22 protein-coding genes are annotated in these 26,519 nt (G+C 36.7%); 9 read left to right on the top strand and 13 right to left on the bottom strand.

Going from position 1 to position 26,519, the window contains the following annotated elements:
* Positions 1-138 precede the first annotated feature (138 nt).
* Positions 139-1,665: an AbgT family transporter gene (locus ACFYKX_RS08715; protein ID WP_389360127.1), complete on the top strand. Its 1,527-nt coding sequence runs from the start codon at positions 139-141 to the stop codon at positions 1,663-1,665.
* Positions 1,666-1,965: 300 nt separating this feature from the next.
* On the opposite strand, the gene ACFYKX_RS08710 is transcribed toward ACFYKX_RS08715, so the two are convergent.
* Both ACFYKX_RS08710 and ACFYKX_RS08705 read right to left on the bottom strand, forming a co-directional pair.
* Positions 1,966-3,531 (bottom strand): sodium/solute symporter, encoded by a 1,566-nt coding sequence (locus ACFYKX_RS08710; protein ID WP_389360125.1) that lies wholly within the window; start codon positions 3,529-3,531, stop codon positions 1,966-1,968.
* The gene (locus tag ACFYKX_RS08705; protein ID WP_389360123.1) at positions 3,531-3,896 is read right to left on the bottom strand and encodes a hypothetical protein; all 366 of its coding nucleotides are present in this window, start codon (positions 3,894-3,896) and stop codon (positions 3,531-3,533) included. The genes ACFYKX_RS08710 and ACFYKX_RS08705 overlap by 1 nt, the downstream gene beginning before the upstream one ends.
* Before the next feature lie 222 nt (positions 3,897-4,118).
* Between ACFYKX_RS08705 and ACFYKX_RS08700 the strand changes: the two genes are divergently transcribed.
* Positions 4,119-5,363 (top strand): helix-turn-helix domain-containing protein, encoded by a 1,245-nt coding sequence (locus tag ACFYKX_RS08700; protein WP_389360121.1) that lies wholly within the window; start codon positions 4,119-4,121, stop codon positions 5,361-5,363.
* Positions 5,364-5,431: 68 nt separating this feature from the next.
* Here ACFYKX_RS08700 and ACFYKX_RS08695 read toward each other — a convergent pair whose 3' ends face one another.
* From ACFYKX_RS08695 to ACFYKX_RS08655, 9 genes are all read right to left on the bottom strand, one after another.
* Entirely contained in the window at positions 5,432-5,923 is a 492-nt protein-coding gene (locus ACFYKX_RS08695) for a hypothetical protein (protein WP_389360119.1), read from the bottom strand.
* A gap of 162 nt (positions 5,924-6,085) precedes the next feature.
* Complete coding sequence (locus ACFYKX_RS08690) at positions 6,086-6,790, bottom strand: ABC transporter ATP-binding protein (protein WP_389360117.1); 705 nt, start codon at positions 6,788-6,790, stop codon at positions 6,086-6,088.
* On the bottom strand, positions 6,790-8,433 hold the full coding sequence (locus ACFYKX_RS08685; protein WP_389360115.1) for an ABC transporter permease: 1,644 nt from the start codon (positions 8,431-8,433) through the stop codon (positions 6,790-6,792). Before ACFYKX_RS08685 ends, ACFYKX_RS08690 begins: the two co-directional genes overlap by 1 nt.
* 173 nt (positions 8,434-8,606) lie before the next feature.
* Complete coding sequence (locus ACFYKX_RS08680) at positions 8,607-9,713, bottom strand: Fe(3+) ABC transporter substrate-binding protein (protein ID WP_389360113.1); 1,107 nt, start codon at positions 9,711-9,713, stop codon at positions 8,607-8,609.
* A gap of 183 nt (positions 9,714-9,896) precedes the next feature.
* On the bottom strand, positions 9,897-10,433 hold the full coding sequence (locus ACFYKX_RS08675; protein ID WP_389360111.1) for a GNAT family N-acetyltransferase: 537 nt from the start codon (positions 10,431-10,433) through the stop codon (positions 9,897-9,899).
* A 112-nt stretch (positions 10,434-10,545) separates the two neighbouring features.
* Complete coding sequence (locus ACFYKX_RS08670) at positions 10,546-11,793, bottom strand: DUF418 domain-containing protein (protein ID WP_389360109.1); 1,248 nt, start codon at positions 11,791-11,793, stop codon at positions 10,546-10,548.
* Positions 11,794-11,997: 204 nt separating this feature from the next.
* Entirely contained in the window at positions 11,998-13,578 is a 1,581-nt protein-coding gene (locus ACFYKX_RS08665; protein ID WP_389360108.1) for a M2 family metallopeptidase, read from the bottom strand.
* A 206-nt stretch (positions 13,579-13,784) separates the two neighbouring features.
* A complete protein-coding gene (locus tag ACFYKX_RS08660) occupies positions 13,785-14,681 on the bottom strand; it encodes a manganese catalase family protein (protein WP_389360106.1) in 897 nt (298 codons plus the stop codon).
* Between the two features lie 12 nt (positions 14,682-14,693).
* Positions 14,694-14,912 carry a YuzF family protein gene (locus ACFYKX_RS08655; protein ID WP_389360104.1) on the bottom strand — a complete coding sequence of 73 codons (219 nt, stop codon included), beginning with the start codon at positions 14,910-14,912 and terminating at the stop codon, positions 14,694-14,696.
* A 400-nt stretch (positions 14,913-15,312) separates the two neighbouring features.
* Between ACFYKX_RS08655 and ACFYKX_RS08650 the strand changes: the two genes are divergently transcribed.
* The 6 genes from ACFYKX_RS08650 (at position 15,313) to ACFYKX_RS08625 (ending at position 22,739) form a co-directional block, all read left to right on the top strand.
* Positions 15,313-16,686, top strand: a complete 1,374-nt coding sequence (locus tag ACFYKX_RS08650; protein ID WP_389360102.1) for an MFS transporter — start codon at positions 15,313-15,315, stop codon at positions 16,684-16,686.
* 164 nt (positions 16,687-16,850) lie between these two features.
* On the top strand, positions 16,851-19,079 hold the full coding sequence (locus tag ACFYKX_RS08645) for an MASE3 domain-containing protein (RefSeq protein WP_389360100.1): 2,229 nt from the start codon (positions 16,851-16,853) through the stop codon (positions 19,077-19,079).
* Positions 19,080-19,255: 176 nt separating this feature from the next.
* A complete protein-coding gene (locus tag ACFYKX_RS08640; RefSeq protein ID WP_389360098.1) occupies positions 19,256-20,233 on the top strand; it encodes a hypothetical protein in 978 nt (325 codons plus the stop codon).
* A gap of 264 nt (positions 20,234-20,497) precedes the next feature.
* A complete protein-coding gene (locus ACFYKX_RS08635) occupies positions 20,498-21,262 on the top strand; it encodes an SDR family NAD(P)-dependent oxidoreductase (RefSeq protein WP_389360096.1) in 765 nt (254 codons plus the stop codon).
* A gap of 33 nt (positions 21,263-21,295) precedes the next feature.
* Complete coding sequence (locus ACFYKX_RS08630) at positions 21,296-21,601, top strand: ArsR/SmtB family transcription factor (protein WP_389360094.1); 306 nt, start codon at positions 21,296-21,298, stop codon at positions 21,599-21,601.
* Between the two features lie 154 nt (positions 21,602-21,755).
* Positions 21,756-22,739 (top strand): DUF3231 family protein, encoded by a 984-nt coding sequence (locus ACFYKX_RS08625; protein ID WP_389360092.1) that lies wholly within the window; start codon positions 21,756-21,758, stop codon positions 22,737-22,739.
* A gap of 724 nt (positions 22,740-23,463) precedes the next feature.
* Here the strand turns inward: ACFYKX_RS08625 and ACFYKX_RS08620 are convergent.
* Complete coding sequence (locus ACFYKX_RS08620; RefSeq protein ID WP_389360090.1) at positions 23,464-24,375, bottom strand: nuclease-related domain-containing protein; 912 nt, start codon at positions 24,373-24,375, stop codon at positions 23,464-23,466.
* Between the two features lie 125 nt (positions 24,376-24,500).
* Here ACFYKX_RS08620 and ACFYKX_RS08615 point away from each other — a divergent pair, with 125 nt between their 5' ends.
* The gene (locus ACFYKX_RS08615) at positions 24,501-25,217 is read left to right on the top strand and encodes a YwaF family protein (RefSeq protein ID WP_389360088.1); all 717 of its coding nucleotides are present in this window, start codon (positions 24,501-24,503) and stop codon (positions 25,215-25,217) included.
* Here ACFYKX_RS08615 and ACFYKX_RS08610 read toward each other — a convergent pair.
* Positions 25,214-26,470 (bottom strand): MFS transporter, encoded by a 1,257-nt coding sequence (locus tag ACFYKX_RS08610; protein WP_389360086.1) that lies wholly within the window; start codon positions 26,468-26,470, stop codon positions 25,214-25,216. The two genes, ACFYKX_RS08615 and ACFYKX_RS08610, sit on opposite strands and share 4 nt — an antisense overlap.
* Positions 26,471-26,519: the final 49 nt, after the last annotated feature.

Below are 26,519 nucleotides of genomic sequence, written 5' to 3'. Positions count from 1 at the left end.
TTAAATTTTACTAAGAATTTTACTATTTCGGATATTTTAATATACCTTTCTATTCTGTAAAACCACCTCTATAATAGAAACTGTCTTTATGTAACAATTATCAGAATTTTTGTTTTAATCATAGGGGAGGTAACTAACTTGGAAACACCAAAGAAGAAAGGTTTGATCCTTCGTGCTTTAGATGGGATTGAACGGGTAGGGAATAAACTTCCTCATCCGGTGACGCTATTTGCTATTTTTTCTGTTCTTGTTGTTTTACTATCAGCTTTATTTTCTAGCCTAGGAGTAAAAGTAGCAGATCCAATGAATGAGGGAGAATTTTTAACGGTAAAAAATCTTCTAAGCTCAGAGGGAATTGCCTATTTATTTGATAGTGCTGTTACGAACTTTACAGGTTTCGCGCCGTTAGGTACAGTTCTAGTAACAATGCTAGGGATTGGAATCGCTGAGCGCTCAGGTTTAATTAGTACTGCATTACGCGGCCTAGTAACATCCGTTCCGAAACAATTGTTAACGGCTGCATTAGTATTCGGTGGCGTAATGTCAAGTATGGCAGCAGATGCTGGTTATGTTGTACTAACACCATTAGGTGCAGTATTATTTGCTGGTTTAGGAAGACATCCATTAGCTGGTTTGGCTGCTGCGTTCGCAGGGGTATCAGGTGGATTTAGTGCGAACCTTTTATTAACATCTTTAGATCCACTACTTGGTGGTTTAACAAAGGATGCTGCAGCAATCTTTGATCCTGCATATGCAGAAGGCATCAACTATGCAATGAACTATTATTTCATGATTGCATCTGTGTTCTTAATCACTATCATTGGTACATTCGTTACTGATAAAATTGTTGAACCACGTTTAGGTACTTTTAAAGGTGAAGTGAAAGAAGAAGTAAGCTATTTATCAGCAGTTGAGAAAAAAGGATTATGGGGTGCGTTAATCTCCGTAATCATCACCAGTATTGGGATTGCTCTTCTAGTTGTTCCTGAGTGGGGACCACTACGTGGGGGAGAAGAGAACATTATAAATGCTCCATTCTTCCATTCACTTGTTCCTGTAATTTTAATTCTTTTCTTCGTACCAGGTTTTGTATACGGTAGAATTACAAAATCAATTAAGTCTGACAAAGATGTAGCAAACCAACTTTCTGAAACAATGGCGACAATGGGATCATACATTGTACTAGCTTTCGTTGCAGCTCAGTTTGTTGCTTACTTTAAAGAATCAAACTTAGGGTTAGTGTTAGCCGTAAACGGTGCTGAATTACTAGATAGCACTGGTTTCACTGGAATACCGTTAATTCTTACTTTTATCGTGATTTCAGGGTTTATTAACTTATTTATTGGTAGTGCTTCAGCAAAGTGGGCGATTATGGCACCAGTATTTGTTCCAATTATGATGCAAATGGGATATACTCCAGAGTTCACTCAGCTTGTATACCGTATTGCAGACTCAACAACAAATGTTATTTCACCATTAATGCCGTACTTTGCGATCGTTATTGCGTTTGCACAAAAGTATGATAAAAATGTGGGTATTGGTACGTTAATTGCGACTATGCTTCCGTACTCTATCGCACTAACAATTGGTTGGGTATTAATGCTAATTATCTGGATGTTCACAGGATTAGATATCGGTCCAGCATCACCAATTTATATGCCGTAATTAGTGGCATCCTTAATGTAGGAAAGGCGTGAATTCAATTTAGAATTCACGCCTTTTTCACGTTGATTAAACTTGTACATGGCTATGACTGGTGAAGGACAAATCTGTGATAGGTCCAATGGAAATGATCTTCATAAGGGCGGATGAAAGACAAAACCCATAGAAGTACTAGCTGAAATGTCTTTCATAAACCGGATGAAAGACAAAACCCATAGAAGTTCTAATCGAAATGTCTTTCATAATAAAACAAAATAAAAAGGGGCCACCAAATGGTACTTGGGGGCACCCTCATCAAAACTATTAAGCCGCTTCCGATTCCTTTGAGTGAACTTTCTTCATAAACTCATTTACGTCAGAAGGTACTTTACGATCTAGTTTTGAAACAATGTAAACAGATAGGAATCCAATTGGTACTGTGATTAATCCAGGAACATTAAACTGTAGGAATTCCGGAAGAGTCGTTTTAAAGAAAATCATATACATAGAAGCTAGTAGACCGATTACAAGACCCGCAATAGCTCCTTTTTCCGTCATTCCTCTCCACCAAATTCCTAGGATAAAGACCGGTGTAAAGGTACTAGCGGCAACGGTAAATGCTAGTGCAACTAGGTGACCGATGGACGCTTCTTTAACCATAAGACCAAGAGCCCCGTATAAAACACCAAGGATGATAATAGAAACTTTACCAGCAATTACACGTTCTTTCTGTGTAATGTTTTTACGGAAGAAAGATGCATATAAGTCATGTGCTAGAGCCCCTGAGCTAGCAATAAATAGACCCGATAGATTCGAGAAAACGGCAGCAAATGCACCTGCAATAACAAGCCCGAGCAACCATTCTCCACCAAGCGCCTGAGCTGTAGATGGTACCACCATGTTATTACCGCCAGCGATTAGATCTTTCATAACAGCTGGATCTGCATCACCACTTAAGAAAATAGAACGTCCTACAACTCCAAGATACACAGCGAATAAGAAGAAAACGCTTGCAATTCCGATTGCCATAAGTGCAGATTTACGAGCTGCTTTGGCACTTGGATTCGTATAGAAACGAAGTAGAATGTGAGGAAGCCCGATCGTTCCTAGTGAAAGTCCAATGGTCATTGAGATTGTTTGCCAGAAAGAAGGGAAGTAGTTACCTGTCCCCGTCCAAACGGAACCATCAAATGGGATATCTTTTCCGTCAGCAGTGAATTCAGAAGTACCAGTAATTTCACCTTTAAATTCATTGATAGCCGCTAAAATTTCCTGATAGTGAAGCCCACCATAGATAGCTGCACCCACCATTAGAAGGAAAGCACCTAAACGAATCCATAGTTCAAGAGCCTGGTTGAGAGTCGTGCCCTTCATTCCACCGACACCCACGTAGAAAATCATAACGGAACATGTAAAAATAATTCCAAATTCATAACTTGTACCGAAAAACATACTTAGAATTTGAGCAGCACCAAGTAATTGAGGGGCTGCATAGAAGCCCGAGATGGCAAGAACAACTGCTACTGCCGCAACACGAGCACGTTTACTATGAAAACGATAAGCTAAGAAATCCGCTACCGTATAAGCTCCGAATCGACGAAGCGGTCCTGCAACGAAAATAGCTAGTAAAGTTAACCCAATTGAGAAACAGAAAGCATAGTAAGCACCATCGTAGCCAAGCTGATAGGTAAGACCTGCAATACCTAGAAACGTAGCTGCACTTAGATAGTCACCGCCGATAGCTGACCCGTTTGTAAACCAACCGAAGCTACGGCCACCAACGAAATAATCAGAGGCAGTTGTATTTCTTTTAGTTAAATAAGTGATATAAACAATTGTCCCCATGAGGATAAGTGTTAAAAGAAATTTTGGCTCAAAAATGACGCTCATTACATGACTCTCCTTTCGTCAGCAGTTTTAGATTGAGAAGAATCACCCTGGTTATTTTGTAAGCGCTTTTCATAAAGTGTAGTATGAATATAAGCAATGATAAATGCCATTGCCATTGCTACTATACTAGTTAAAAACCAACTATAGGTCATGCCTCCCCACATCCGAGAGAACATGAATTCACCTGCAAACCAGTTTAAGATTGGAATAGAAAGAATAAAGATATAATAGAAGACCGTTAATTTAAGACCAGTACTAAATTCGCCTTTCATAATTCTTTTCGTTTCTGGATCGAGAGGCTCAAGATCTTTAACGTCTATCGTACCGGCCTCAACATAATCGTATTCACTGTACTCTCCAGCCATATAAATACCCCCTTAATATCTTTTAGGCTTGTGCAGATACTATTTTCCCTCCTTATATTGCCTAAATATTGTTAAACTGATTTTACTGTAAAGGAAGAGCGAATACCTTACAATAAAATATCAGAAAAATACAAATATTTAATATTATCTAATTTTTATTCTATAATCTGTATAAGGATAGCTTAGCAATAACACCTCATGAGAGACAGGAAGGAGAGTCATATGTATTCCATTAGTCTTATAGTAGAAGATAAATTGGAGCATAAAATGCTGTCAGACTGGATTATTAAGGAATTTAGGGACAGCTGTACTCTAGTTGAAGATACGCATGAGTACGATGATATAAACATCGTGGTTATAGAAGTTACTAAATGGATTGACTGGGTAAAAATACATAGATTTCGAAAAAAGAATAAAGAAAGTAGGATTATTCCCCTATTAGATCCGTCCCTATTAAATACTTCTCCGTTGGCTATTGAGTTTAAATTAAATTATCTATTAGTAAAGTCTGTGAAAAAACATACCTTTCTTCGTACACTAAAGCGTGCTATTGGTGAACTAGATAGTGTAAATTCCAGATTTAGTGATTATGATGAACTCTTTCATCAGATTCAACAGGAACAGAATAGAGAGTCTAACACATTACCTTATCAAGAGGCTTTCTTAAGAAGACTAATGGCAGGGGAGGTAACTACGGAAGAAGAGCTAATCCAATCTCGTTTTTTCTTACCGGGAGAGGCAGTGCCAAACGTAGTATGCTTCATTCAAGGATTTGTCCAAGGCTCAGAAAGAAGAGAGCAGGAAGGATGGAATGCACCTGCCGTGATTCAAGAGTTTTTCAAGAAACGTTTCCAAGGTTATCGAATATCCTTTCTATCATACCGAAAACACCTGTTAATGCTAATTCAAGTTCCTTCAGAGCATGTTTCCCTTCAAGATTGGAAAGAGGGGGAGGAGAGGATTCTAGATACAATTAAAGCATTAGAAAATGAGTTTGGAATCTATTTATATATAGGAGTAGGATCCATATATCGTGAACCTCTGCTTCTGCATCATTCTTATCGGGAAGCTTGTAAGGCTAGGCGCACTTCGCCTTATAATAGAATACAGCTACGCTACTATGAAGAGATTACAGATGATCGTCAGATTCAGAAATGTACTGAATATATTGCTCGATATTGTACAGAAGATTTATCCATTAAGAGGGTAGCTGAACAAATAAACCTTAGTGTTCCTTATTTTAGTAAAATCTTTAAACAGGAGACGGGACGAAACTTTGTTGAATATGTTACCTTTGTGCGGATGCAGCGTGCAGTGTGGTTATTACGTCATACGGATCATACAATAGAATGGATAGCGGAAGAACTCGGCTTTAATACACCAAATTATTTCAGTGGTACTTTTAAAAAGTATGTTGGGCTCTCACCTAGGGAGTATAGAGCAACGGAGGAAATTATTTTCGTTTAGTAGAGTCTTAATATTGAAGACACAAAGAAAACCAGGTGGAATCTCTTGGTTTTCTTTGTGTCTACAGTTTAGCATAATACAATGATTTTATATGGCGTAGTTTGAGCTGGAATGCTTTTTGTGGAGGGGCCGTAGATTACAATAAGATTTCGGTTTGCAGGAGTTCTAGAAAAGGTTTGCCCATTTGTTAACAAGATTTGAGTATAGTTAGAAAGATTTAATCTTAATGATCCGTCACTGCTCACTAACTGAGAGTTAAAATAATCAACCTTTACATTTTGCTGTGGATTTTCTTTTACCATGACAAGCGCGCGGTATTGTGGTGGATAGATAAAAGGTACAGGTGCATTTGCATCATAGTAACCAGTTACTCTGTCACCTCTAACTAACGTAACATGGTCCACAACGTAGGTAGTGGGAGAGACAACAAAGTTTACGGTTGCTCCAGAACCATCTTCTACAGAAATTAACTTATAACAACCCTCTGATTCACCATTTTGCCCTATTGGAAAATCACTAATCATCGTTACTACTCCAGTAAATGATTTAAAATTTATCATTATGAACCTCCATAGTGTTTAGAATCTTATGCCTATAGATTATGCACTCAGTCTTTCTGGGTGTCTTTCGTATGGTAGGTAATTTATCGTTCAAAATAATAAAAAACCACTTACCCCAAAATAGGATAAGTGGTTCATTTAGTGTGCTTGGTATGCACTCGGTTATATGTTTACACTCTTTGGGTGAGTGGATAAAATGTCTCTAGGTGTTCCAATTTTAATTAACTTTCCTTCTTCCATAACGATAATTCGGTCCGCAAGTGCTGCTGCATCAGATTGATCATGTGTAACAAAAATGCTTGTGATATTTGCTTTTTTTATAATTGCCCTTAAATCTTCTCGAATTTGTATTTGTAAATCAGCATCAAGATTGCTGAAAGGTTCATCAAACATAATTAATGATGGATTAGGGGCAAGTGTTCTTGCAAGCGCGACACGCTGCTGTTGACCACCACTTAGTTCAAATGGATATCTTTTTTCAAAACCAGATAGTCCTACTAGATGCAAAACCTCTTCAAGACGTAAAAGTTTATCTTTTCGACTCATTTTCCTTAAACCGAATTTAATATTATCCGCAACAGTTAAATGTGGAAATAAGGCATAATCTTGAAAAACTAACCCTACTCCTCGTTTTTCCGGCTGAATGAAGTGTGTATCACTCACCATGGTTCGATCTCCAATGACAAGCGCCCCTCTATTGGGGACTTCAAGTCCGGCAATGATACGTAAAATGGTGCTTTTCCCACTACCACTTTTTCCAAGGATGGAAACTAGTTCACCTTTATTTATAGAGAAACTAACGTCTTGGAGCGTTAATTGTTTTGAATTTCGATATTTAAAGTTAATATTCTCCAACTGAATAAACATTATTTCGACTCCTTTTCAAAGATATAATGGAAAACCACAATGGAAGCACTACTTAATAAAATAATAAGAAGAGAAGCTAAAGCTGCTTCTTGGATCATTTCGTCACTGGCATATTGGAATGCTTTTGTGGCCAAGGTGTAAAAATTAAATGGCTGTAAAAGCAGAGTTAAAGGTAATTCTTTTAAAATATCAATAAAAACAAGGATAAATCCACCAAAGACTGCTCCTTTGATCATCTTAATATCAACCTTAAAGAAAGATTGCGTAATATTATTTCCTAACATCCTTGACGCCTCGGTAAATGAAGTACCTACTTTATCAAATCCTGCCTCAATGGAGTTATAACCAATTGCTAAAAATCTAATGATATATGCAAACAGAAGCATCACAATGCTCATACTTAGTACTACTGTAGGTTGTAAGCCCATCATTTCATATAAGCCAAATATTTCTTTATCTAAAGCGATAAAGACAGTTAACACTCCAATCGCAATAATGGCTCCTGGAATGGAGTATCCAAGAACGATAATCTTCGTTATAAATTTGGCTAGCATTCCGTGAGAGAGTCTGCTGTAATTGGCAATAATTAATGCAATTAAGATAATAATAGATGAAGAGATAAGTGCAACAGATAGTGAGTTCCAAACTAATTTTAAAAATTCAGGACTAAATATTCGTTCATATGTCATAAATAGCCAATATATAAGCTGGAGTAATGGAATTAAAAATGCCAGCAAAAAGATTCCTGTTGTGTAGCCAAATAGAATCCAGCTTTTCCATTTCGGCAATGTACTTGGCTGAATAGGACGAACTTTTGTAGTCGAGTAGTTGTAATTTCTTCTTCCTCTTAATATTTTTTCAAAAACTAAGATGATGACAACAATGGTCATTAGCACTCCAGCTAGTTTAATAGCTGAATCTAGATCTCCCATTCCAAACCAAGCTTGAAAAATAGCGGTACTAAAGGTTTGAATTCCGAAGAATTTTACAACCCCGTAATCATTTAAAACTTCTAATATAACTAAGCTAACTCCACCAATAATAGCTGTTCTTGATAGAGGCAGTACAATACGAAAAAATACGCCGAAGGAACTGCTTCCTAGGAGTCTTGCGTTTTCTATGAGGGCAGATGATTGATTTTCTAGAAATGCCTTTGTAATGATGTAAACATAAGGGAATAGAAAAGCAGTAAAAATAAAAATGGTGCCCTGCATAGTCATAATATCAAAGTATTTTTGATCTAATTTTAATCCGAAAGAGTTTCTCAATGTTGATTGAATGATCCCTGTATAATTGAGCATTCCATTATATGTGTATGCACCAATATAAGGAGGAATGGCTAAAGGTAAAATTAACCCCCATTTAAAGAACTTTCTCAGTGGGAAGTCATAGGCGGTAACAATCCATGCTAAGCTTACGCCAATGAGCACAGTAAATAGACCAGTAAAGAATATAAGAATTAGGGTATTTTGAATATATTGGGTTAAAAGAAATTCTTGAATATGATACCAATTATCATTAGGCTTCGCGAAAAATTTAACCCCAATGAAGAGTGTGGGGAGGAGTATGATTCCGATAAAAAATAGGCTTAAGCCTGCCCAATTATTATAATGTACTTTTAAATTCCGTATAAGTAGCTTCAAGTTAAGCACATCCTTCTTACTTTTAACAAGAACATAGTAGGGTATACGTTCCTTATGTAAACAATTCCTGATAATCGTATCATTATATAGAGTATTTATTCTAGTAGGTAGATATAACGAATAATGGCCGTACCATGAACATTCATGATACGGCACTATTATTCTAGTTTATTTTATTTCCATCCAGCTTCGTTGAAAATTTTAACTGCATCAGCATTCTTTTCGCCAAGAATTGTCATGTTAATTTCTTGAGCTTTGAATTCGCCCCAAGATTTTAATGTTTCAGAAGCTTCAACTGCAGGGTTAGCAGGGTATTCATTGTTTCCTTCTGCAAATTGCCCTTGTGCTTCTGCACTTGTCATGAATTCAATAAATTTAATTGCATTTTCATTGTTTTTAGCATGTTTAAGTAGTCCAGCACCACTAATGTTAACATGTGTACCAGTTGTGTCTTGGTTAGGGAAAAATACGCCAACTTGTTCAGCCACTTTAACATCTTCTTCGTTTGTTGAGTTTATTAATCTACCAACATAGTAAGTGTTTGAAATGGCTACGTCACCTTCACCGGCAACAACCGCTTTGATTTGATCTGTGTCTCCACCTTTAGGTTCTCTAGCCATGTTAGCTACGATTCCAGTAGCCCATTCTTTCGCTTTATCTTCACCATTTAATTCGATGAAAGAAGCTAATAAAGATTGGTTATAAATATTTTCAGAAGAACGAATTAGGACTTTGCCTTTCCATTGTGCTTCTGTTAAAGCTTCATATGTTGAAAGATCTTCTGGTTTAACACGGTCTTTAGCATATACAATTACACGTGCACGCTTTGTTAAAGCTACCCAATTATTTTCAGAGTCACGAAGGGTTTCAGGAATATTGCTGTTAACTGTATCGCTTACGATTGGTTGAAGTAATCCATTTTCTTTTGCTCTATGTAGGTTCCCAGCATCTGCAGTGATAAATACATCACCTTCAGTTAATTCTCCCTCACGCTTAAGACGCTCCATTAACTCGTCGCCTTCACCTTTAATAACGTTTACTTTAATACCAGTTTTTTCAGTAAATGCAGCATAAATGGCATCATCAGTATCATAGTGACGCGCTGTATATAAGTTAACTACGCCAGGATCTTCTTTTTTCTCTTCAGTTGCTTTTGTTTCTGTTTCAGGTGCTTTTTCTTCTTTCTTTGCTGTCTCTTCTGAGCTAGAGCATCCTGCTAATAAACCTAGCACTAGTACGAATGCAAGAAAAGAAGTTAAAAGTAGTTTTGCCTTTTTCATGTGCTCACTCCTCGAATGTGTTATTGATAACGATTTTCATTGTCATTGTAATTGAATATCATTCTCATGTAAAGGCTTTATTTGAATTTTTGTTAAAAAAATGTGTGATAAATGTGTCGAAAGTTTGAACAAGCGAATTTTAAGTGGAAGGGAGGGGGGAATTAAAAAAACCGCTCCATCCTGTTAGAAGGATAAGCGGTTATTCCACTCTATTCTCGGTAATTTTAAGCAAATTTGAGGCTCTACATCAATTTCACGGAGAGGGGGGCATTCAATGAAACCTAGTTTAGTAACACTTTTAATAGACGCATGGTTTTCTGGATGAGTAAGGATATATACAAAATCAACATCTAGATAATTGAAGCAAATCTTAATAAGGGGAGGCAATGCCTCAGAAATATACCCCTGTCTCCAATAATCCTTCCAAATATCATAGCCGATTTCTACTTGTTTACGATTGGGATCCCAATAGTGATATCCTACCGTTCCGATAAATGCATTTGTCGATTTATCAAACATCCCATAGCGTAAAAATCCTTTACCTTCAGGATCTTTGTAATGTTCAATGATTTCTTTTGCTTCCTTTAAATCCACTGGTGGCTCACTAAAATACTTACACATGTCTGGATCTGAAAATTGTCTATAAACCACTTCTAAATCATCCATTGTTAGTAAGCGGAAGTTCATTCTTTCCGTCGAGAAAGGATTTGATAATTTCATCTTGTTTCCTCAAACTTTCTATCTTCTTTTTTACTTGTTGAAACTATTATACGATAAAACCCATGAAGGGTAGTTAGATATACTAGCAATAATAAGCGAGGCTGATCAATTTTTATAATGCCTCTTTATGCTTCAATGTTTTAGTAGATTGCTGTTTTTTAATGGACTGTATCTTCCCGTAAGTGAAAGTTCTCCAAAGCCATTCAAACGGTCCAAATTGAAAGTTTTTTAACCAGAAGTAACTAAATAGGATCTGTGAAGCGAAAATTAACAAGCAAATGACTGTACCAGTCGTTAAACTAACCTCTCCAAATTGTCTCAGTCCTACAAAGATAGCCATACATATAATGGTTTGAGATAAGTAGTTTGTTAATGCCATTTGACCAACAAAACCTAGTGGACGGAGCATTTTCTGCCATTTTGCTTTTCTTAACAATAGCGTAAGAGCAGAGATGTAAAAGAAACATAGCGTCAACCCACTTAGACTAGTGAATAATTGAACAAACGTATTGCTTTTTATACCGATATCAACCACTTCAAGCTTAAATAATGCTAGCGTTACTACAAGAGGAATACTAACGATCATGGAAACCGTTCGAACTTTTTGAATAAAATCAAGGTGCTTAGTATTAGGTTTGAAAATACCAGCCTTTCCAGCTGCTAGGCCGAACAAAAACATCGCCAATACAGGTAACATAGATGGAATTGTACCTTTCATTATCGGTATAATCTCTGTTGTGAAGCGGTAAGATACCCACTTAACATAGCCAGCAGTTTCATAGACATCGACATACTCATCAATCTTTTCTTCGTAAGATGCATTTTGACTCTCTTTCATTTCTATTAGCGTTTCTTCAGGCATTAAAAGGGGCATTCCCATTAGTAATACATTCGTTAAAACAAGTAAGATTGTACCCCAGATGACCATCGTTTTAACCTTTCTCTTGTAAAAAAGAAGTAAAAGGAACCCAGTGAGTGCATAGGTGTGTAAAATATCTCCAAACCAAAGCAGAACAAAGTGTAAGGTACCAATAAGCAGTAATCCTACAAGTCTTCTCGAAAAAAGACGATTGATCTTCAATCCTTTTTGTTCAGCTCGACTCATGAAAATATAGAAACCTAAGCCAAATAAAAATGAGAAGATGGTAAAAAATTTCATATCCACAAAAAGTGTGAACAGTAAATCTAGCCAATAATCTGATCCTGTAAGTTCATGCTCAAAACTATACATTTGCACCATAAAATTCGCCGAATGAAAAGCGGGCATATTTACAAGGAAAATCCCAAATAAAGCAAAACCTCTAATAATATCTATCGTAACAATACGATCCTTCCCTAAAACTGGTGAAGACTTCATCATTTTGTCTCTCCTTAAATTTTGATTAGGTCATTTCTCTTAACCTAATCATAGTCTTAAATAGTCACATCGGGTAATTGACTACGGTAATTAGTTTTAACGTAAGAAGTCACTACGTTATGACTAACCCTAACAATGAAGGGGAATTATATTTTATAGAGTTCAATAAAAAAAACGACCCATTAAGGATCGCTTCAGTCATATTGTTTAGTTAACACTCACAAACTGATCAACAAAATGCTTCGGATTCAACTTCTCACCAGTAGCTTTCTCAATTTTTGTATTCCAATTGTCTTTTGCACCCGGTTTGAAGAAATCATTTACAAGGAATTCTCCAACTTTTTCTGTAAATAAATCTTCAGAAATATTTTTTTCAATATATCTTTGTAGTTGAGAAGTTGTTAACTCCCCTAATAGGTAGTTTTGATAATACACAGGAACTAGCGTAAAGTGAATTTTCGCAGCCCAGTGTGGATAATCTTGATTTTCTGGAGGATTAACAAATTGTACATCCTTCACAATCTTCCACCATAAAGTATTTAAATCTTGATCTGGATTTCTATATAGCTCACGCTCAAAGAAAGAGAAAGTCATGATCCAGCGACCAGCTATTAACATTTGTTTTCTTAATGATTGATTAATAAGCGGTGTTAAAGCTTCAACTTGGCTCTCTTCTAAGCCTAAGTATTGCTGTAACCAAGCTGGATTTTTCGCGAAACGACCATAAAGCATAGCGATAGCTTCGGTTGTTAAAGTATGTGCTGGACCTCTTAAAATAAACGGCAATTCACGGTCAATATACTTAAAATACACTGCATGACCATATTCATGAAGCATCGTTGCCGACCAGTAGTCAGACTCTACATTATTACATAGAACACGAACATCTCCTTCACGGTTGATGTCTGTACAGAAAGCATGCTGATTTTTCTTAGGGCGAGGATATAGGTCGCTCTTTGCAAGCATGTCCGTAATATCCATACCGTGACTCTTAAAGGTTGCTACCGTTAGTTCCTCAAGATTCTTTCCTTCATAAAAGGGATCTAAGTCCAAATCCTTTGATGGAGGAGCTTCTTGGAAAAATGGATCTGCATAATGCCATGGACGTAGATCCTCAACTTTAATTCCAAAGCGTTCTGCTAATTCCTGATCCATTTCTAGTTTCAATTGACGGAAAGGCTCATCAGAAAGTTCTTTTAGTTCTTTAAACGTATTAAACACATACTCTCTATCTAGTTCTTGCGTTTCGAAACTCATTTGATGATAGTCTTCATAGCCTAGCTGACGAGCAGTTTCATTACGTTTGCGAACTAGAGTAAGGAGTTTTTCTTCTACTTCTTTACCAATTTGTTTGCTAGAATGCCATGCTCGTTCTCTTAACTCGCGATCATTGCTTTTAACAAGAATTTGGCGAATATCATTTTCAGAAACCTGCTCTCCATCAAGAGTAGCGCGGAATGTATTGAACACACTTACTAGACTTGTAGATAGTTCAACCATCTCTTTTAAGTCAGCTTCTGGTAACTGATTCTTAAGCATGTTGTTATAGAGTGACTCAAGCTGACGTTTATGTAATGGATTTTTAATTTCTTGTTCAAGATAACTCTTAACCTGTTCGAAGCGTTCTTTATTAGAAAAATAAAGATTTACTTCTGTTTGAGCCTGAGCTGTTTTTTTGTTCCACTCATCCTCACCTGTAGTTGAAGCCATCCAAGATGACTCCGCTCGATTAACATGTAACTCTTTTAAAACCTCATTTTGTTCTTGTAAAAATTGTTCTAAACTCATCGTTTCTCCTCCCAATAGTAAACCTTCAGATTTATTTCGTCTTTCTAAATATTCTATCAAATTTTAAAGGTATGGGAAAGATACTATTTTGACTAGAACAATAGAAAAGCGTAACTTAGCGATCTGACCATTTGACCTCTAACGGGAGAAAAAGTAAAGGCCAGTATCATAATCCGTAACTGGCCAGAAGTAAGAATAGGGAAATTTTATAGATTTTCCATTAGGCGCTTTGCAATTCTCGCATAATCGTCACGGTCAATACCAGGAGCAAATTCTTCAGGAAGATCGTCGAGGTTAGGGATTGGTGCTCCTTTTGGTGCGCCCGTTTTTACAACTAGTTGGCTGCCACTCTCGGGATGTGTTCCTTTCCAAATTTTTCGAATATCTTCATAATCCCCGACATCATTCCAAGTGTAGAGAATATTTCCGACACCTTGCTCTTCAAATTTTTTCGCATGATCAAATTTGGTGTTCGATAGATTTGGAATTGGAACCATTTTCTTCACATCAACACCTGTAGCGATTTCTAGCGCTTTCGCATAGGCTACCACATGCGTGCCACCACGAACTAATAAGTATCCAATCATTTCGCGAGCAGTCTCATGTTCTGTCATCTCGTAAACTCTCATCTTGTGTGTGCGAGCGCCAACTTCTAAGAAGAAGTTATGAAGTAAATCTAATACGAGATTTCCACTACTAAAAACATTATCTCCTGTCCAAGGGCGACCCATCGAATCCCCAGCTAATGCCGTTTGAGCAGTGGCAATAAAGTGATAGGTGTTCCGACTATCTTTCCCTTCACGTAATGGGGTAACATCTGGATCTCCGGTATAAAAAGTGTTGCCTCTCGATAGTAGATTAATGGTATTACTAACTAACTCCACATGACCAAATTCCTCTGCTGTAATACTTGCTACAAGATCATAAAAGGGCTTTAGTTTATCCTTTTGCCGAAAATTAAAAGATTGATACATATAGTTATTTAACGTAGACATTTCTCCGAACTTACCACCTAGCAGCTCTTGGACAGCAGCAGCTGCATTTGGACATCCGTGTTCAGGAATGGGGAGTTCAATTAACATCTTATTCTCTCGCTTAAACATGAAGTGGCCTCCTTATCCTCTTGGAATTACCCAAACAATTTGTGCTGTGCGAATAAAGAAAGGAGACCCACCTGATTCAACGACAATATGGTCGGGCATAACGGTCTTAAGCATTCCAGTAACAGATCCTTTTGTTGTTTGTACAACCACCATACCGCCAGTAACCCCTTGTAGCGTTTGATACACGTACGGATCAATTTGACTCACAAAAGACGGTGACACTTGATTCATGATGACTTCACTCCTTTGTTAGATTTCAAACCATTCAAATATATGAGTCTACTTTTATAGTTATACCGGGTCCATGCCCTCACTTCTTTAAATTGAAGGGGAGATAGACTCTATCGACAGATTTTTCAAATGAAATATGGGGGCATAGGTTGGTGTAAAAGGAATATTGTTAAATTCAATCAAACGTTTGATTAACGAGGATTCTACATCTATAAACATAATTTGAGGATTTAGTGAGGGAAGAAAGTCTTATTTAATTTTTAGAATATATACAATTATCTAAAATTAATTTATACTATGGTTATAGTACTAACCGGTTGGTATGTAACTGAAGGTTCGTTAAAAGGAGGATTTTATTTTTAGTAAATTGTTAACGCTTACATATTAAGGAGGAGAGATCATGCTAGCAGAGAAGCAACAGAGCGTCCATACAAAATCTATACATGTCGATGCTCCGAGTCATAAGGAAATGTTGAACTACGGAATGGGATTCTTTGGTGTAATTCTAGTTTGGACCTTAGTGGGAACCTTTCTCACATTCTATTACACGGATGTTGCTGGCATATCAGCTGGAGTGGTTGGAACACTCATGCTGGTTGCTCGACTATTTGATGGTGTAACAGATATAGGAATGGGAACGTTAGTTGATAGAACTAAGTCAAAACATGGAAAAGCCCGCCCATGGATTTTGTGGATGGGAATCCCTCTTGGTGTTACAACCGTTTTACTCTTTGCTGTACCTGAAATAGGAGAAACAGGAAAGATCATTTATGCCTATGTCACTTATATCGCCCTTATTTTGGTGTATACAGCTATTTCTATTCCTTATAAAACTTTACTAGGGTTAATGACCCAAGAGCCTTATAAAAGATCGGTTTTGAATATTTACACGGGTGTCTTCACGATGTTAAGTACACTTGCGATCACCATATTAGCTCAGCCGGTAGCAAGTGCCATTGGTGGAAAAATGGGCTGGACGGTCGTTGCTGCTTTTAGTGGATTTATGATCATTTTGACAAGTATTTTAGCTTTTCGGTCAACAAAAGAAAGAGTAGGGGCTTCTTCTGTAACAGTTAGAAAGGATATTCCTTTGAAGAAAGGACTAAAAGCCTTATTTACAAACAGGTATTGGTTAATTATTACCTTATACTGCGTGGTAGCCTATACCCTTAATGCGCTTCTAGCAGGAGCTGGTCTTTACTATACTACTTACATACTTGGTAATGCAGCTTACTTTTCTCTCGTAGGGTTACTTTTATTTCTTCCAACGATTATCGGTTTTTTCTTTATGGCAAAATTAGTCGGCAAGTTTGGGAAACGTAATATTGCCCTAACCGTTTCAATCATAGGTATTTTTGGACCGATCATTAAATTGATTGACCCATCAAATCTTACCGTCTTCCTAACAGGGACGGCGATACAAGGATTTGGATTGGTCCCAATCATTATGTTTTTATATGCGATGATTAATGATACAGCCGAATATGGAGAGTGGAAATTTGGTATAAGAACGGAAGGGTTAGTGAATAGTGCAGCAAGTTTTGGGATGAAAGTTGGTGCAGGACTTGGCGGTGCACTAATTGGATGGTTATTAGCTTTTGGAGGTTATGTAGGAGGGGTCACTGAACAATCGTCCACTGCCACAACCATGATTTTGGCACTCAATATTTACATTCCTTTTGTTTTAGCATTATTGCAGACCGTATTAATGTGGATGTATAAACTGGATAAACAATACCCGCAAATATTGGCAGAGTTAAAAGAAAGAAAGTAGAAGAGTGCAAAAGAGTCTGGGTCCCTCCAGACTCTTTCTTATTTTTTACAAATAATCTGGTGAAATGTGGTATTTAGTTTGTTACACTTTAATAGTATTATCAGTCTATTAAGAATATTAAAAAGTGGATTAGCCATTTTTTACATAATACAAGGTAGGTGACCATGGCAAATTTATTAAAGCAATCTAAGTTTGGGTTTTCTCTTTTATTTATTTCGTTTTTATTAATTGGGTTAGGTCATATTTATCAAAGCTCCTTGAATGAACTCTATATGGTGGAAAATCATATCTTTATTCATTCTATTTTAGAGCTCTTTAGTGTAATTGTATGTTTTGCAGCTAGTTTGTATGGTTGGAAGGCGTTTGAAGAAACGAAAAATAGAACATTTCTCTGGCTTCCGTTTATCTTCTTTGTTGTAGGAGTTTTCGACTTACTCCATTTTATGACATACCCAGGAATGCCATTTTTTCTAACAGAAAGTTCTTTAGAGAAGACCGGTTGGTTTTGGATTATGGCTAGGAGCGTTGCCTCGATTGGCTTGCTTTTTTTGACCTTGTCGGAAGAGAAGAAAAGAACAATCAACCGAAAGTGGATTGGCCTCTATACATTCCTGTTTTTATTTTGTGTAACTTCTTTCATCTATTATTTTGAAAAAGATCTTCCTATCTTAATTGTCCCAAATCATGGTCCAACGATATTGAAGAACACGATCGAATATCTACTTTGTCTTTTAATTTTTATTACATTTATAAATACCTTAGTAAAGTATCAAAAGACAAAGTTAAAAGCTGATCTCGAATTATTGTTTGCATTTTCTTTGCTGTTACTTAGTGAGTTCACTATTACTTTTTACACTAATGTTTCAGATGTATTTGTCGTCATTGGTCATATCATTAAGGCATTTGGATATTTATTTATCTTAAAGGCTTTTTTCTTTTCTAAACTACAATTGACCTTCCAACAAAAGCAAGAAACGGAAAAGGATCTAAAAAACACACAAGTGTTATTGCAATCCTTTTTTGATCATACGCCTGATAGCATTACAATCATGGATGAAAAAGGAATGGTACTGACAGTTAACCAAGGATTTGAAAAAGTATATGGCTGGAAAGAAAATGAGGTAAAGGGAAAGTTATTCAGAGACATCATGCCAGAGCTTCGTGAAAATATTGATTATGTAGTTTCTGAGGTTGCATCTGGAAAAACGATGATTGCCTATAATACGACAAGACAACGAAAAGACGGTTCCAAAATTTTAATTAATATGACGATATCTCCTATTAAAGATGAACAAGGAAAGATCGTTCAAATGGCTGCCATCTCAAGAGATATTACATTACAGAGGGAAGCTGAGAATCGGATGTTAGAAATGGAACGTGAACTAAAGGAAATGGTCCGAAAGCAGCAGGGGGTCATTTTTAAATTCATAAAAGTAGGAGAAGACTTTATCCATACGATTTGTGATGGAGAGTTATTAAATAGCTTAAAGATCAAGCCTGAACAAGTTGTAGGAAAAAAGATATGCGAGCACCCTATCGAAGGGATATCAGACGCTTTAAAGGATTATTATGAACAATCTTGGTTAGGGGAGGATGTTACATTTGAAATAACCATATCCCATATAACCTGTGTAATTACTTTAAAGCCAGTGATCGTCAATCAGGAAGTTGTTGAAGTAATAGGATCATGTATAGATATAACGAAATTAAAAAGGACAGAGGCACTGCTTCAAAAATCAGAAAAATTAGCGGTGGTAGGAGAGTTGGCTGCAGGGTTAGCACACGAAATTCGAAACCCATTAACAACCTTGAAAGGGTTTACCCAACTAATTGATTCACAAAAAGGGGAAACGAACCGTTCGTACATAGAATTAATGCTTTCTGAGTTAGATCGAATTGAAATGATTACAAATGAGTTTATGGCGGTGGCAAAACCACAAGCCATAACTTTTCAAGAACACGACCTTATAAAAATCGTAAAACAAATCGTTGCCTTTTCTGCCCCACAAGCATTGTTAAATAATATTGAAATAAAAGAGTACTACCTAACGGAGTATTCCGATATCATTTGTGATATTAATCAAATTAAACAAGTTTTTATAAATTTAGTGAAAAATGCCATTGAAGCCATGCCTAACGGTGGATCATTAAAAATAATCGTGGAAAATCAGAATGATCAAATTGTGATCCAGATTAAAGATTCCGGAGTAGGTGTACCAAAAGACATCCTACCAAGATTAGGAGAACCATTTTACACCCTAAAAGAAAAAGGAACAGGGCTTGGATTAATGGTAAGCTACAGAATTATCGAATCTCACCAGGGAACCATTGCATTCGAAAGTGAAGAACATGTAGGAACTACCGTAAAAATCACGCTTCCATATAAAAATTAAAGTGGCCAGTTTCTACTGCTTTTCTAGAGAGCATTAGGGACGGGTCATATTTATTTTTTGACACTTACTCATACTAATGGGTTATCTTTTCTAATTATGGTTGTCTTGTAGAAATGAACTACATATAATTAAGGGGATTATTTTCCTTATTATGGATATTGGAAAGGAGGCTTCCGATGGAGCATGATCTACAAAAAATAGAGGAGCAGCAGAATTCCCAACTTAGCAACTTAGGTACACTTATTGTACTTATTGGGGTTTTGTCTGTGCTTTTTTTAGTTTGCTTATTCATCATAGGGTTGTTTGCATCAGTCGAACATGTTCGCAACTACTATGGAATTCCTTTTACTATATCCTCTTTAGGATTACTAATAGGTGGAACTTACTTTATTAATGAAGTTACAAAGGAACCAAATGTTCCCAGGAGGATATTAAGTGTTTATACTCCTTTAGTGTACGGAAGCGGGCTATACGTTTGCTCATTAGTGCTTACACTTATTCAAAAAATAGCATTCGGTTATAGTGTGAATGAGGGAATCAATCCTTTCCTAGATGTCTGTTTAGTCTTGGGAGTCGGGCTGATGGGATTAAGTGTATTGGCTCAACTATTTGTAAAAAGGAAAGTCGATGATAACATAGGCGGAAGTATTACCTTATTCGTATTGAGCCTGCTTGTAATATATGTGATATTACTCATTCTGGGGTTTGTTTATCCAGAAAGTTATTTAAGAGAGCACTTTAGTTTTCTGTTTGTGTGTATTTCCATCCCACTGATGCTAACCCCAATTGTTGCTGGAATCGCATTATCCATTAATGATATAAAAAATGAAGAATCGGAATCTCCAAAAGCTATAGACATTGGCATTAGTATTTTTATGGTCTCTATCATCGCTTTAGTAAGCATTTTTTTAATAGCACTAGTACATAAAGTAACTTTCGGCTATGGAATGGATGAAGGGCTCCTACCGTTTTTAAGTGCTGCGACTTTAATATTTCTGATCATCCCGTTTCTTAATCATGTAGTACTTGTAGCCTTCGCAATATTTACAAAAGGGTACAGGAAAAGAATTACTCCTTTTAGACTGTTCCTTTCTTTAGCTTATGTTGCTCTAGTTATTGCAGTTATCATTTTTAGAGCTTGGTATAAAGCTTAAGGTAAAAACTTACACCGGTGAAGGAGAATGTAATTGTCCTTAGGATATCATGATGGCGGAACTTGTTCCTTAAAATGAGTTATCATATGTAATAATTCAATCTTTGAAAAAGGGTGTCTTTTGGCACTGTGTATAAATTGTAAGAAGGAGCCAGTGTAAAATCTGGCTCTTTTTTAGGAAAAACTTATCAATTGACCTAATATGACCATGTTGTTATTATGTGTTTAAATATTTAAACATTTAAACGAATATGGAGGAATAAAAATGAATAAAACCGTTTTAATTACAGGTGCCACTAGTGGTCTAGGATATGATTATGTAAAACTATTTGCAAATGACGGTTACAACCTAATATTAGTTGCAAGAAATAAAGAAAAAATGCAACAAATTAAAGAGACCTATAGTCACTTGAATGTTACGGTTATCCAAAAAGATTTAAGTATCGGTGGTGCAGCAAAAGAAGTTTATGAGGAAATTAAGCAACAAGGGGCTCACATTGATGTGTTAGTCAATAACGCAGGGTTTGGTTTGATGGGAGAATTTGATAAACTAGATTTGCAAGAACAAGTTAATATGATTCAATTGAATGTAACGGCATTAACTGAATTAACACATTACTTTTTACCAATGATGAAAGAAAGAAATAGTGGTCGGATTTTAAACGTAGCTAGTACAGCAGCATTTCAGCCCGGACCTTTAATGGCTGTATATTACGCAACAAAGGCATATGTTTTATCCTTCTCTGAAGCATTAGTGGAAGAACTTTCTGGTAGCGCCGTGACGATTTCCACACTCTGCCCTGGTGCGACTAAGACCAACTTTGGATCTGTAGCCAGTGTAGAAGGAACGAAAATGTTTAGTCGAGCAATGGAATCCGACCTTGTTGCAAAAGAAGGATATGCTGGACTTATGTCAGGAAAACGTGTCATTATTACAGGTAGTGTCAATAAATTAGGAGCACTCACTGCAAAATTTCTCCCAAGGAGCATAGTAGCCAAAGTTGCTAAGTATGTGGCAGGTGAGAAATAATTAAGTGCTTGTTTAAAAAAGTGGGGGACAATTATGGGGCAACAAGCGGTAGATATTTTTAGAGCATGCATACCATTGTTTCATGCATTGAGTGATCCAGCAAGACAGGATATTATCCTCTTACTTGCAGAGCATGAATCCCTAAGTGTAAATGAAATCGCCAACCATTCAAATTTATCGCGCCCGGCGATATCTCATCATCTAAAAATTATGCGTGATAATCATCTTGTTACCATTGAACAGATAGGAACGCAGCGAAACTACTCCCTATCTCTAGAAAAAAGCGTGGATCAATTAAAGGAATTAATTAATATTGTTGAGAGTGAGTGTATTCTTTAAGGCTCACTCTCTTTTTTTATAGTTTTAAGACTATGTTTTAGTCGTAACATGGCTTTTTTGCAAGTAGGAAGACTCTAACTTCTTTGTGTTTAATTATCTGGAAACTGACAGATAATATAACCAAATATTTTTTAAAAAGAGGTGAAAGTCGTCCGTGAGTAACAAAATAGATTTGACAGTAAGTGAGATGGGATTCTTATGGAATTCATATCAAGCAGAATCCATGAATTGGTGCATTTTAAAATATTTTGAGAAAACCGTTGAAGATGAACAGACAAAAGAGATGAATGATCAGCTTTTAAAATTTACTGAAAAGAGTCTTCATGAAATAAAAACTACTTTTGAATTGGAAAATTTCCCTATACCAACGGCTTTTTCTTCTTCTGATCTAAATTCAAGTGCAGAGAAACTATTCACAGATCCATTTATTTTGTATTTTCTTTGGTTCAAAGCTAAGGGAAATGTAAATTACGGTTCTATTGCTACCAATAAAATAGCTAGAGAAGATGTTGTTTCGTTTTTTACAAATCAAGTGAAAGAATCATTAGCTCAATTGAATAAAGTTAGAGATTTATTGTTAGAAAAAGGATTGTGGCAAAGATCCCCTTATATCCCAGTCCCAAAAGAAGTAAGTTTTATAAAAAAACAGAGCTTCCTAAATGGATGGTTTGGAGATAAACGTCCTCTGATTGCTGAAGAAATTAGTTCCATTTTCTATAACATTATTACAAACCAGATTGGTGAACAATTAATGAAAGGGTTTATCCAGTCTCTACAAGACGGAGAAGTCAAAGATTATCTGAAGAGAGGAAAAGAAATAGCAGAAAAACATATAACTGTTCTTTCAAAACCTCTTTCTGAAAGTGAACTACCCGTTCCTTCATTTTGGAATGCCGGGGTGACTTCGACTACAACTTCACCTTTTTCAGAAAAATTGATTTTAAACATGGTTGCGTTTCTTAATGCCCAAGGAGTTAGTAATTATGGAATAGCTATATCGACTTCCTTTAGAAGGGACATAGGATCAACTTTTACAAGATTAGCTACTGAGGTAGCTCAGTATGCTGAGGATGGAGTGAATCTCTTAATTGAGAAAGGTTGGATGGAGACACCGCCGCAGGCTCCTGTTTTAGAGTAAAAATAGTTAGGAATGGTCACTGCATTTTTTTGTGTGGTGGCTTTTTTGTGGGTGGAGCGAAAGATTTGAACATAGCCGCAAACCTAAGAGAAAATAGGGGTATCGCGGCAGGCGAGGGTGTGAATCGAGCCGTGATAGAAGGAAAAAAGTAGGATAGGCGGCAGGCAAGGGGGCTGCGAACCGCGATAGAAGGAAAAAAGTAAGAAACGCGGCAAGCAAAGGTGTGTTTCCAGCCGCGATAGAAGGAAAAACGAAGAAACGCGGCAGGCAAGGGTGTGCTGCGAGCCGCGATAGAAGGAAAAAAGTAAGAAACGCGGCAAGCAAGGGTGTGTTTCCAGCCGCGATAGAAGGAAAAAAGTAAGAAACGCGGCAGGTAAGGGTGTGCTGCGAGCCGCGATAGAAGGGAAAAAGGAAGAAGCGCGGCAGGCAAAGGTGTGATTCCAACCGCGATAGAAGGAAAAAGGAAGAAACGCGGCAGGCAAGGGTGTGTTTCCAGCCGCGATAGAAGGGAAAAGTAAGAAACGCGGCAAGCAAGGGTGTCCTACGAGCCGCGATAGAAGGAAATAGTAAGAAGCGTGGCAAGCAAGGGTGTGCTGCGAACCGCGATTGAAGGAAAAACCAAGAAACGCGGCAGGCAAGGGTGTGCTGCGAGCCGCGATAGAAGGAAAAAAGTAGGAAACACGGCAAGTATGGGTGTGATTCGATAGCAAAAATAACTATACTATTACTTCCTTATATAATAAGACTGTTTCCCTTTTTCAACCAACATATAATTTCCCCTAATAATCTTTTTTATGGTTTTTTTGTTTTTTAAAACCTTGCACCAGTCCTGCAATGTTTTCATAGTTAATTTAACTGAAGGGAAGAGGACCTCAAGTTCCTTAATACTCCTTAAAACAGCAGAATAGTGATCTTCTGTTTCACCGCACCTATTACATTTTAAGGTGGTTCCATGAAGAGTTTCATAAAACCCACCACACCCCAAACAAATAATCCCCTTTTCAAGTTCTTCATACGTGTACTCCGGTATTCTAGAAAAAGGTGACTCGCTTATATGAAGGGTAAGCAATTGTTCCGCTAGTTTTGTGTGAGTGTTTTTAATGGTTGAGGATCTTCTTGAGATTTTTTCTATATAACGGTTGAGTTGTGCTGGGAAAATAACAGGAAGGTTAAGAGGAGCTTGATATAGTTGGAATTCCGGGTTAAGAAAGACGAGGTGTGCTTCAATTGGAAAGTTAGAACCAAGTTCCTGGAGTAATCTCCGAAGTAGAGACTCGTTACGCTTTAATTGTAGTAGGGGGTTTTTAATTTCAGATCGGGGTGTAGAATACCATCTGTCGCCTTCAATATAAAAGTCTCCTTCAAAATTTTTGATTTCAAATAGGTAAATCGTGTTTGAAAGGATTAGCATTGTATCAATTTGAAAAAAAGTATTGTTACATTCTAATAGTAAATCGTTTATCACAAGATTTTCGTTTGAGAGTTTCTCTAATAGCTTATCGAACTGTAGCTCACCTGCATAACCTTTCTCAAGATTTGTGTAGTGATTTTCATCTTTAGGATCTAACTTCATACGAGCTTTCAAATACCTAAGAATCTTTAGCTCCATCGATTCAAATCGGGGCTTAAAAATCAAAATGAATTTCTCCTTTCTATTTCCAATTAGCTCTATCTTATTGTATAGATTCTATTAAAACAAGGATTATCAAACTACAGATTTGACAAAAATATGGATAGGCCTAATTAAGAGGAGTGCATCTAGTGATAGACCTAATCAAACCCGACGGAAACGCCCCTTTTATTTTATTTTCAGCCACCCACATAACAACGCTAACAATTTTATTAATAATTTGTTTTACAATTTACCTATTTAGAAGTCAGCTAAGACAGAACGTAGTCAATAGACTCACAAGGTATTCATTAGCAACTATTCTTCTTGCTTCAGAAGCAAGCCTAATTTGGTGGCTTAATTATATTGATACATGGGCGATTGAGCATTCTCTTCCACTACATTTAAGCAGTCTTTCTCTACTCTTATCTAGCGTACTACTTCTAACTAGAAGCTATAGACTTTTCGAATTTACTTATTTTGTTGGCTTGGGGAGTGCTCTACAAGCCATGATCACACCAGACATTCAAGCCTATACTTTTCCGCATTTTCGCTATGTTCATTTTTTTATCTCTCATGGGGGGATTGTAGTAGCCAATATATTTATGGTGTTCGTCGAAGAATTCTCTCCCACTTTTAAGTCCGTAATCAAAGCTTTCTTTTATGTAAATGGATATGCCTTATTCATATTCTTCGTAAACATAGTCCTGAATGGCAACTATATGTATACCATGCGAAAGCCTGCAAATCCATCGGTGTTTGACTACTTGGGTCCATGGCCTTTTTACATGATCCCACTAGAGCTGATAACGATTGGGACATTTTTATTCTTGTATGCCCCCTTCTATATAAAAAATAAATGGAGTTAAACCGGCTGGTTCTCCATTTTTCCAACCAGCTGATTCTTTTTCTGCCCAAACGCATATAAAAAGTAAACACCAGCTATAAGTGAGCCTGCAGCGGATATTAAACATAGTAGGAAATATCCTTTTTCAGTTCCTGCAATTTGGACTATATACATAGAGATAGGACCAAGTAAGCTTATACATATTGATTGGGCCATAAATCCAAAGCTATTTGTTAGCCCTCTAATCTCTTGGTCTACTCCATCCATCATCAGCTTAGAAACAATCGGGTTTAATCCAAAGTTTGCAGATCTAAAAATGATAAACGCAACAATGGCTATCCATATACTCTGGGTCCAGCCTAAAAGGATAATCGCAGGAATCGAAATCAAATGATAAAGTGAGACAGTTTTAACCTCTGAGATCCGGTTTGTAATCTTGGAATTATAACTCATAAAGATTACAGTAGCGAGTGTTCCAGCGGCTAAAACAAAGCTAATGTTTGATGGTGTCAGTGAAAACTTATGCATAAAAAATAGATTTAGGAAGGGTGATATGATTCCTAAACTTACACCAGCAAAAACTTTTGAGGTGCTAAACTTCATCAGTGGAAGCAGCACACCAGGCTTATTTTTAATAATGGAAAAAATAGAAGTCTGTTTTTTGCTAGAAACATTAAGTGCATTCTTCTTTACGAATAATAACGGAATTAAACAAAAAACAAATATTAGTATTGTGAAGCCAAGTGTTAATCGCATACTTTCTGTTTGTGTTATATCAAAAATAGTTTGAAAACCATCCGAGAATATTCCTCCTAATAATGTCCCTAAGAAAGTAAATAACGTCCCTGTACTAAATGCAAATGTAAATAAGTTCTTTTTTTCCTCAGAGTTGGAGTATTCGGTTAGTAAAGGGACGAACGTAACGATGCTTGCTGCATGGCCAATACCAATCATAAATCCCCAGAATGATAGTGAATCAGGAGTTGAAGCAAACAAATTCCCTACCAAAGCAATGGTGAAAAGAATGACCCCAACTATAACTCCTTTCTTTGAACCAACCCGATCTGAAAAGAGTCCAGCGGGAATATAAATCAAAGCCTGAGCTAAAAAGTTTAGCCCTATTATTTTACCAATCATTGCGTCATCTTGGACGATTCCTTCTAGGTATAGATTGTATAACACTAGATGTATGCCTAATCCGAAACAGAATAGAATATTCCAGACTAGTATAGATTGAATGTTTTTAGAGTAAGAACGAAACCTTTCGAGTTGCATGGATAACAGCCCCTTTGTTGTAATTCATTTACATATTATTCCTAGCGTA

It is taken from the genome of Cytobacillus spartinae (assembly GCF_042865285.1).
GTDB lineage: Bacteria > Bacillota > Bacilli > Bacillales > Cytobacillaceae > Robertmurraya_A > Robertmurraya_A spartinae.
Note: the sequence above shows the minus strand (reverse complement) of the source record. Positions and strands in the feature narration are given on the sequence as shown.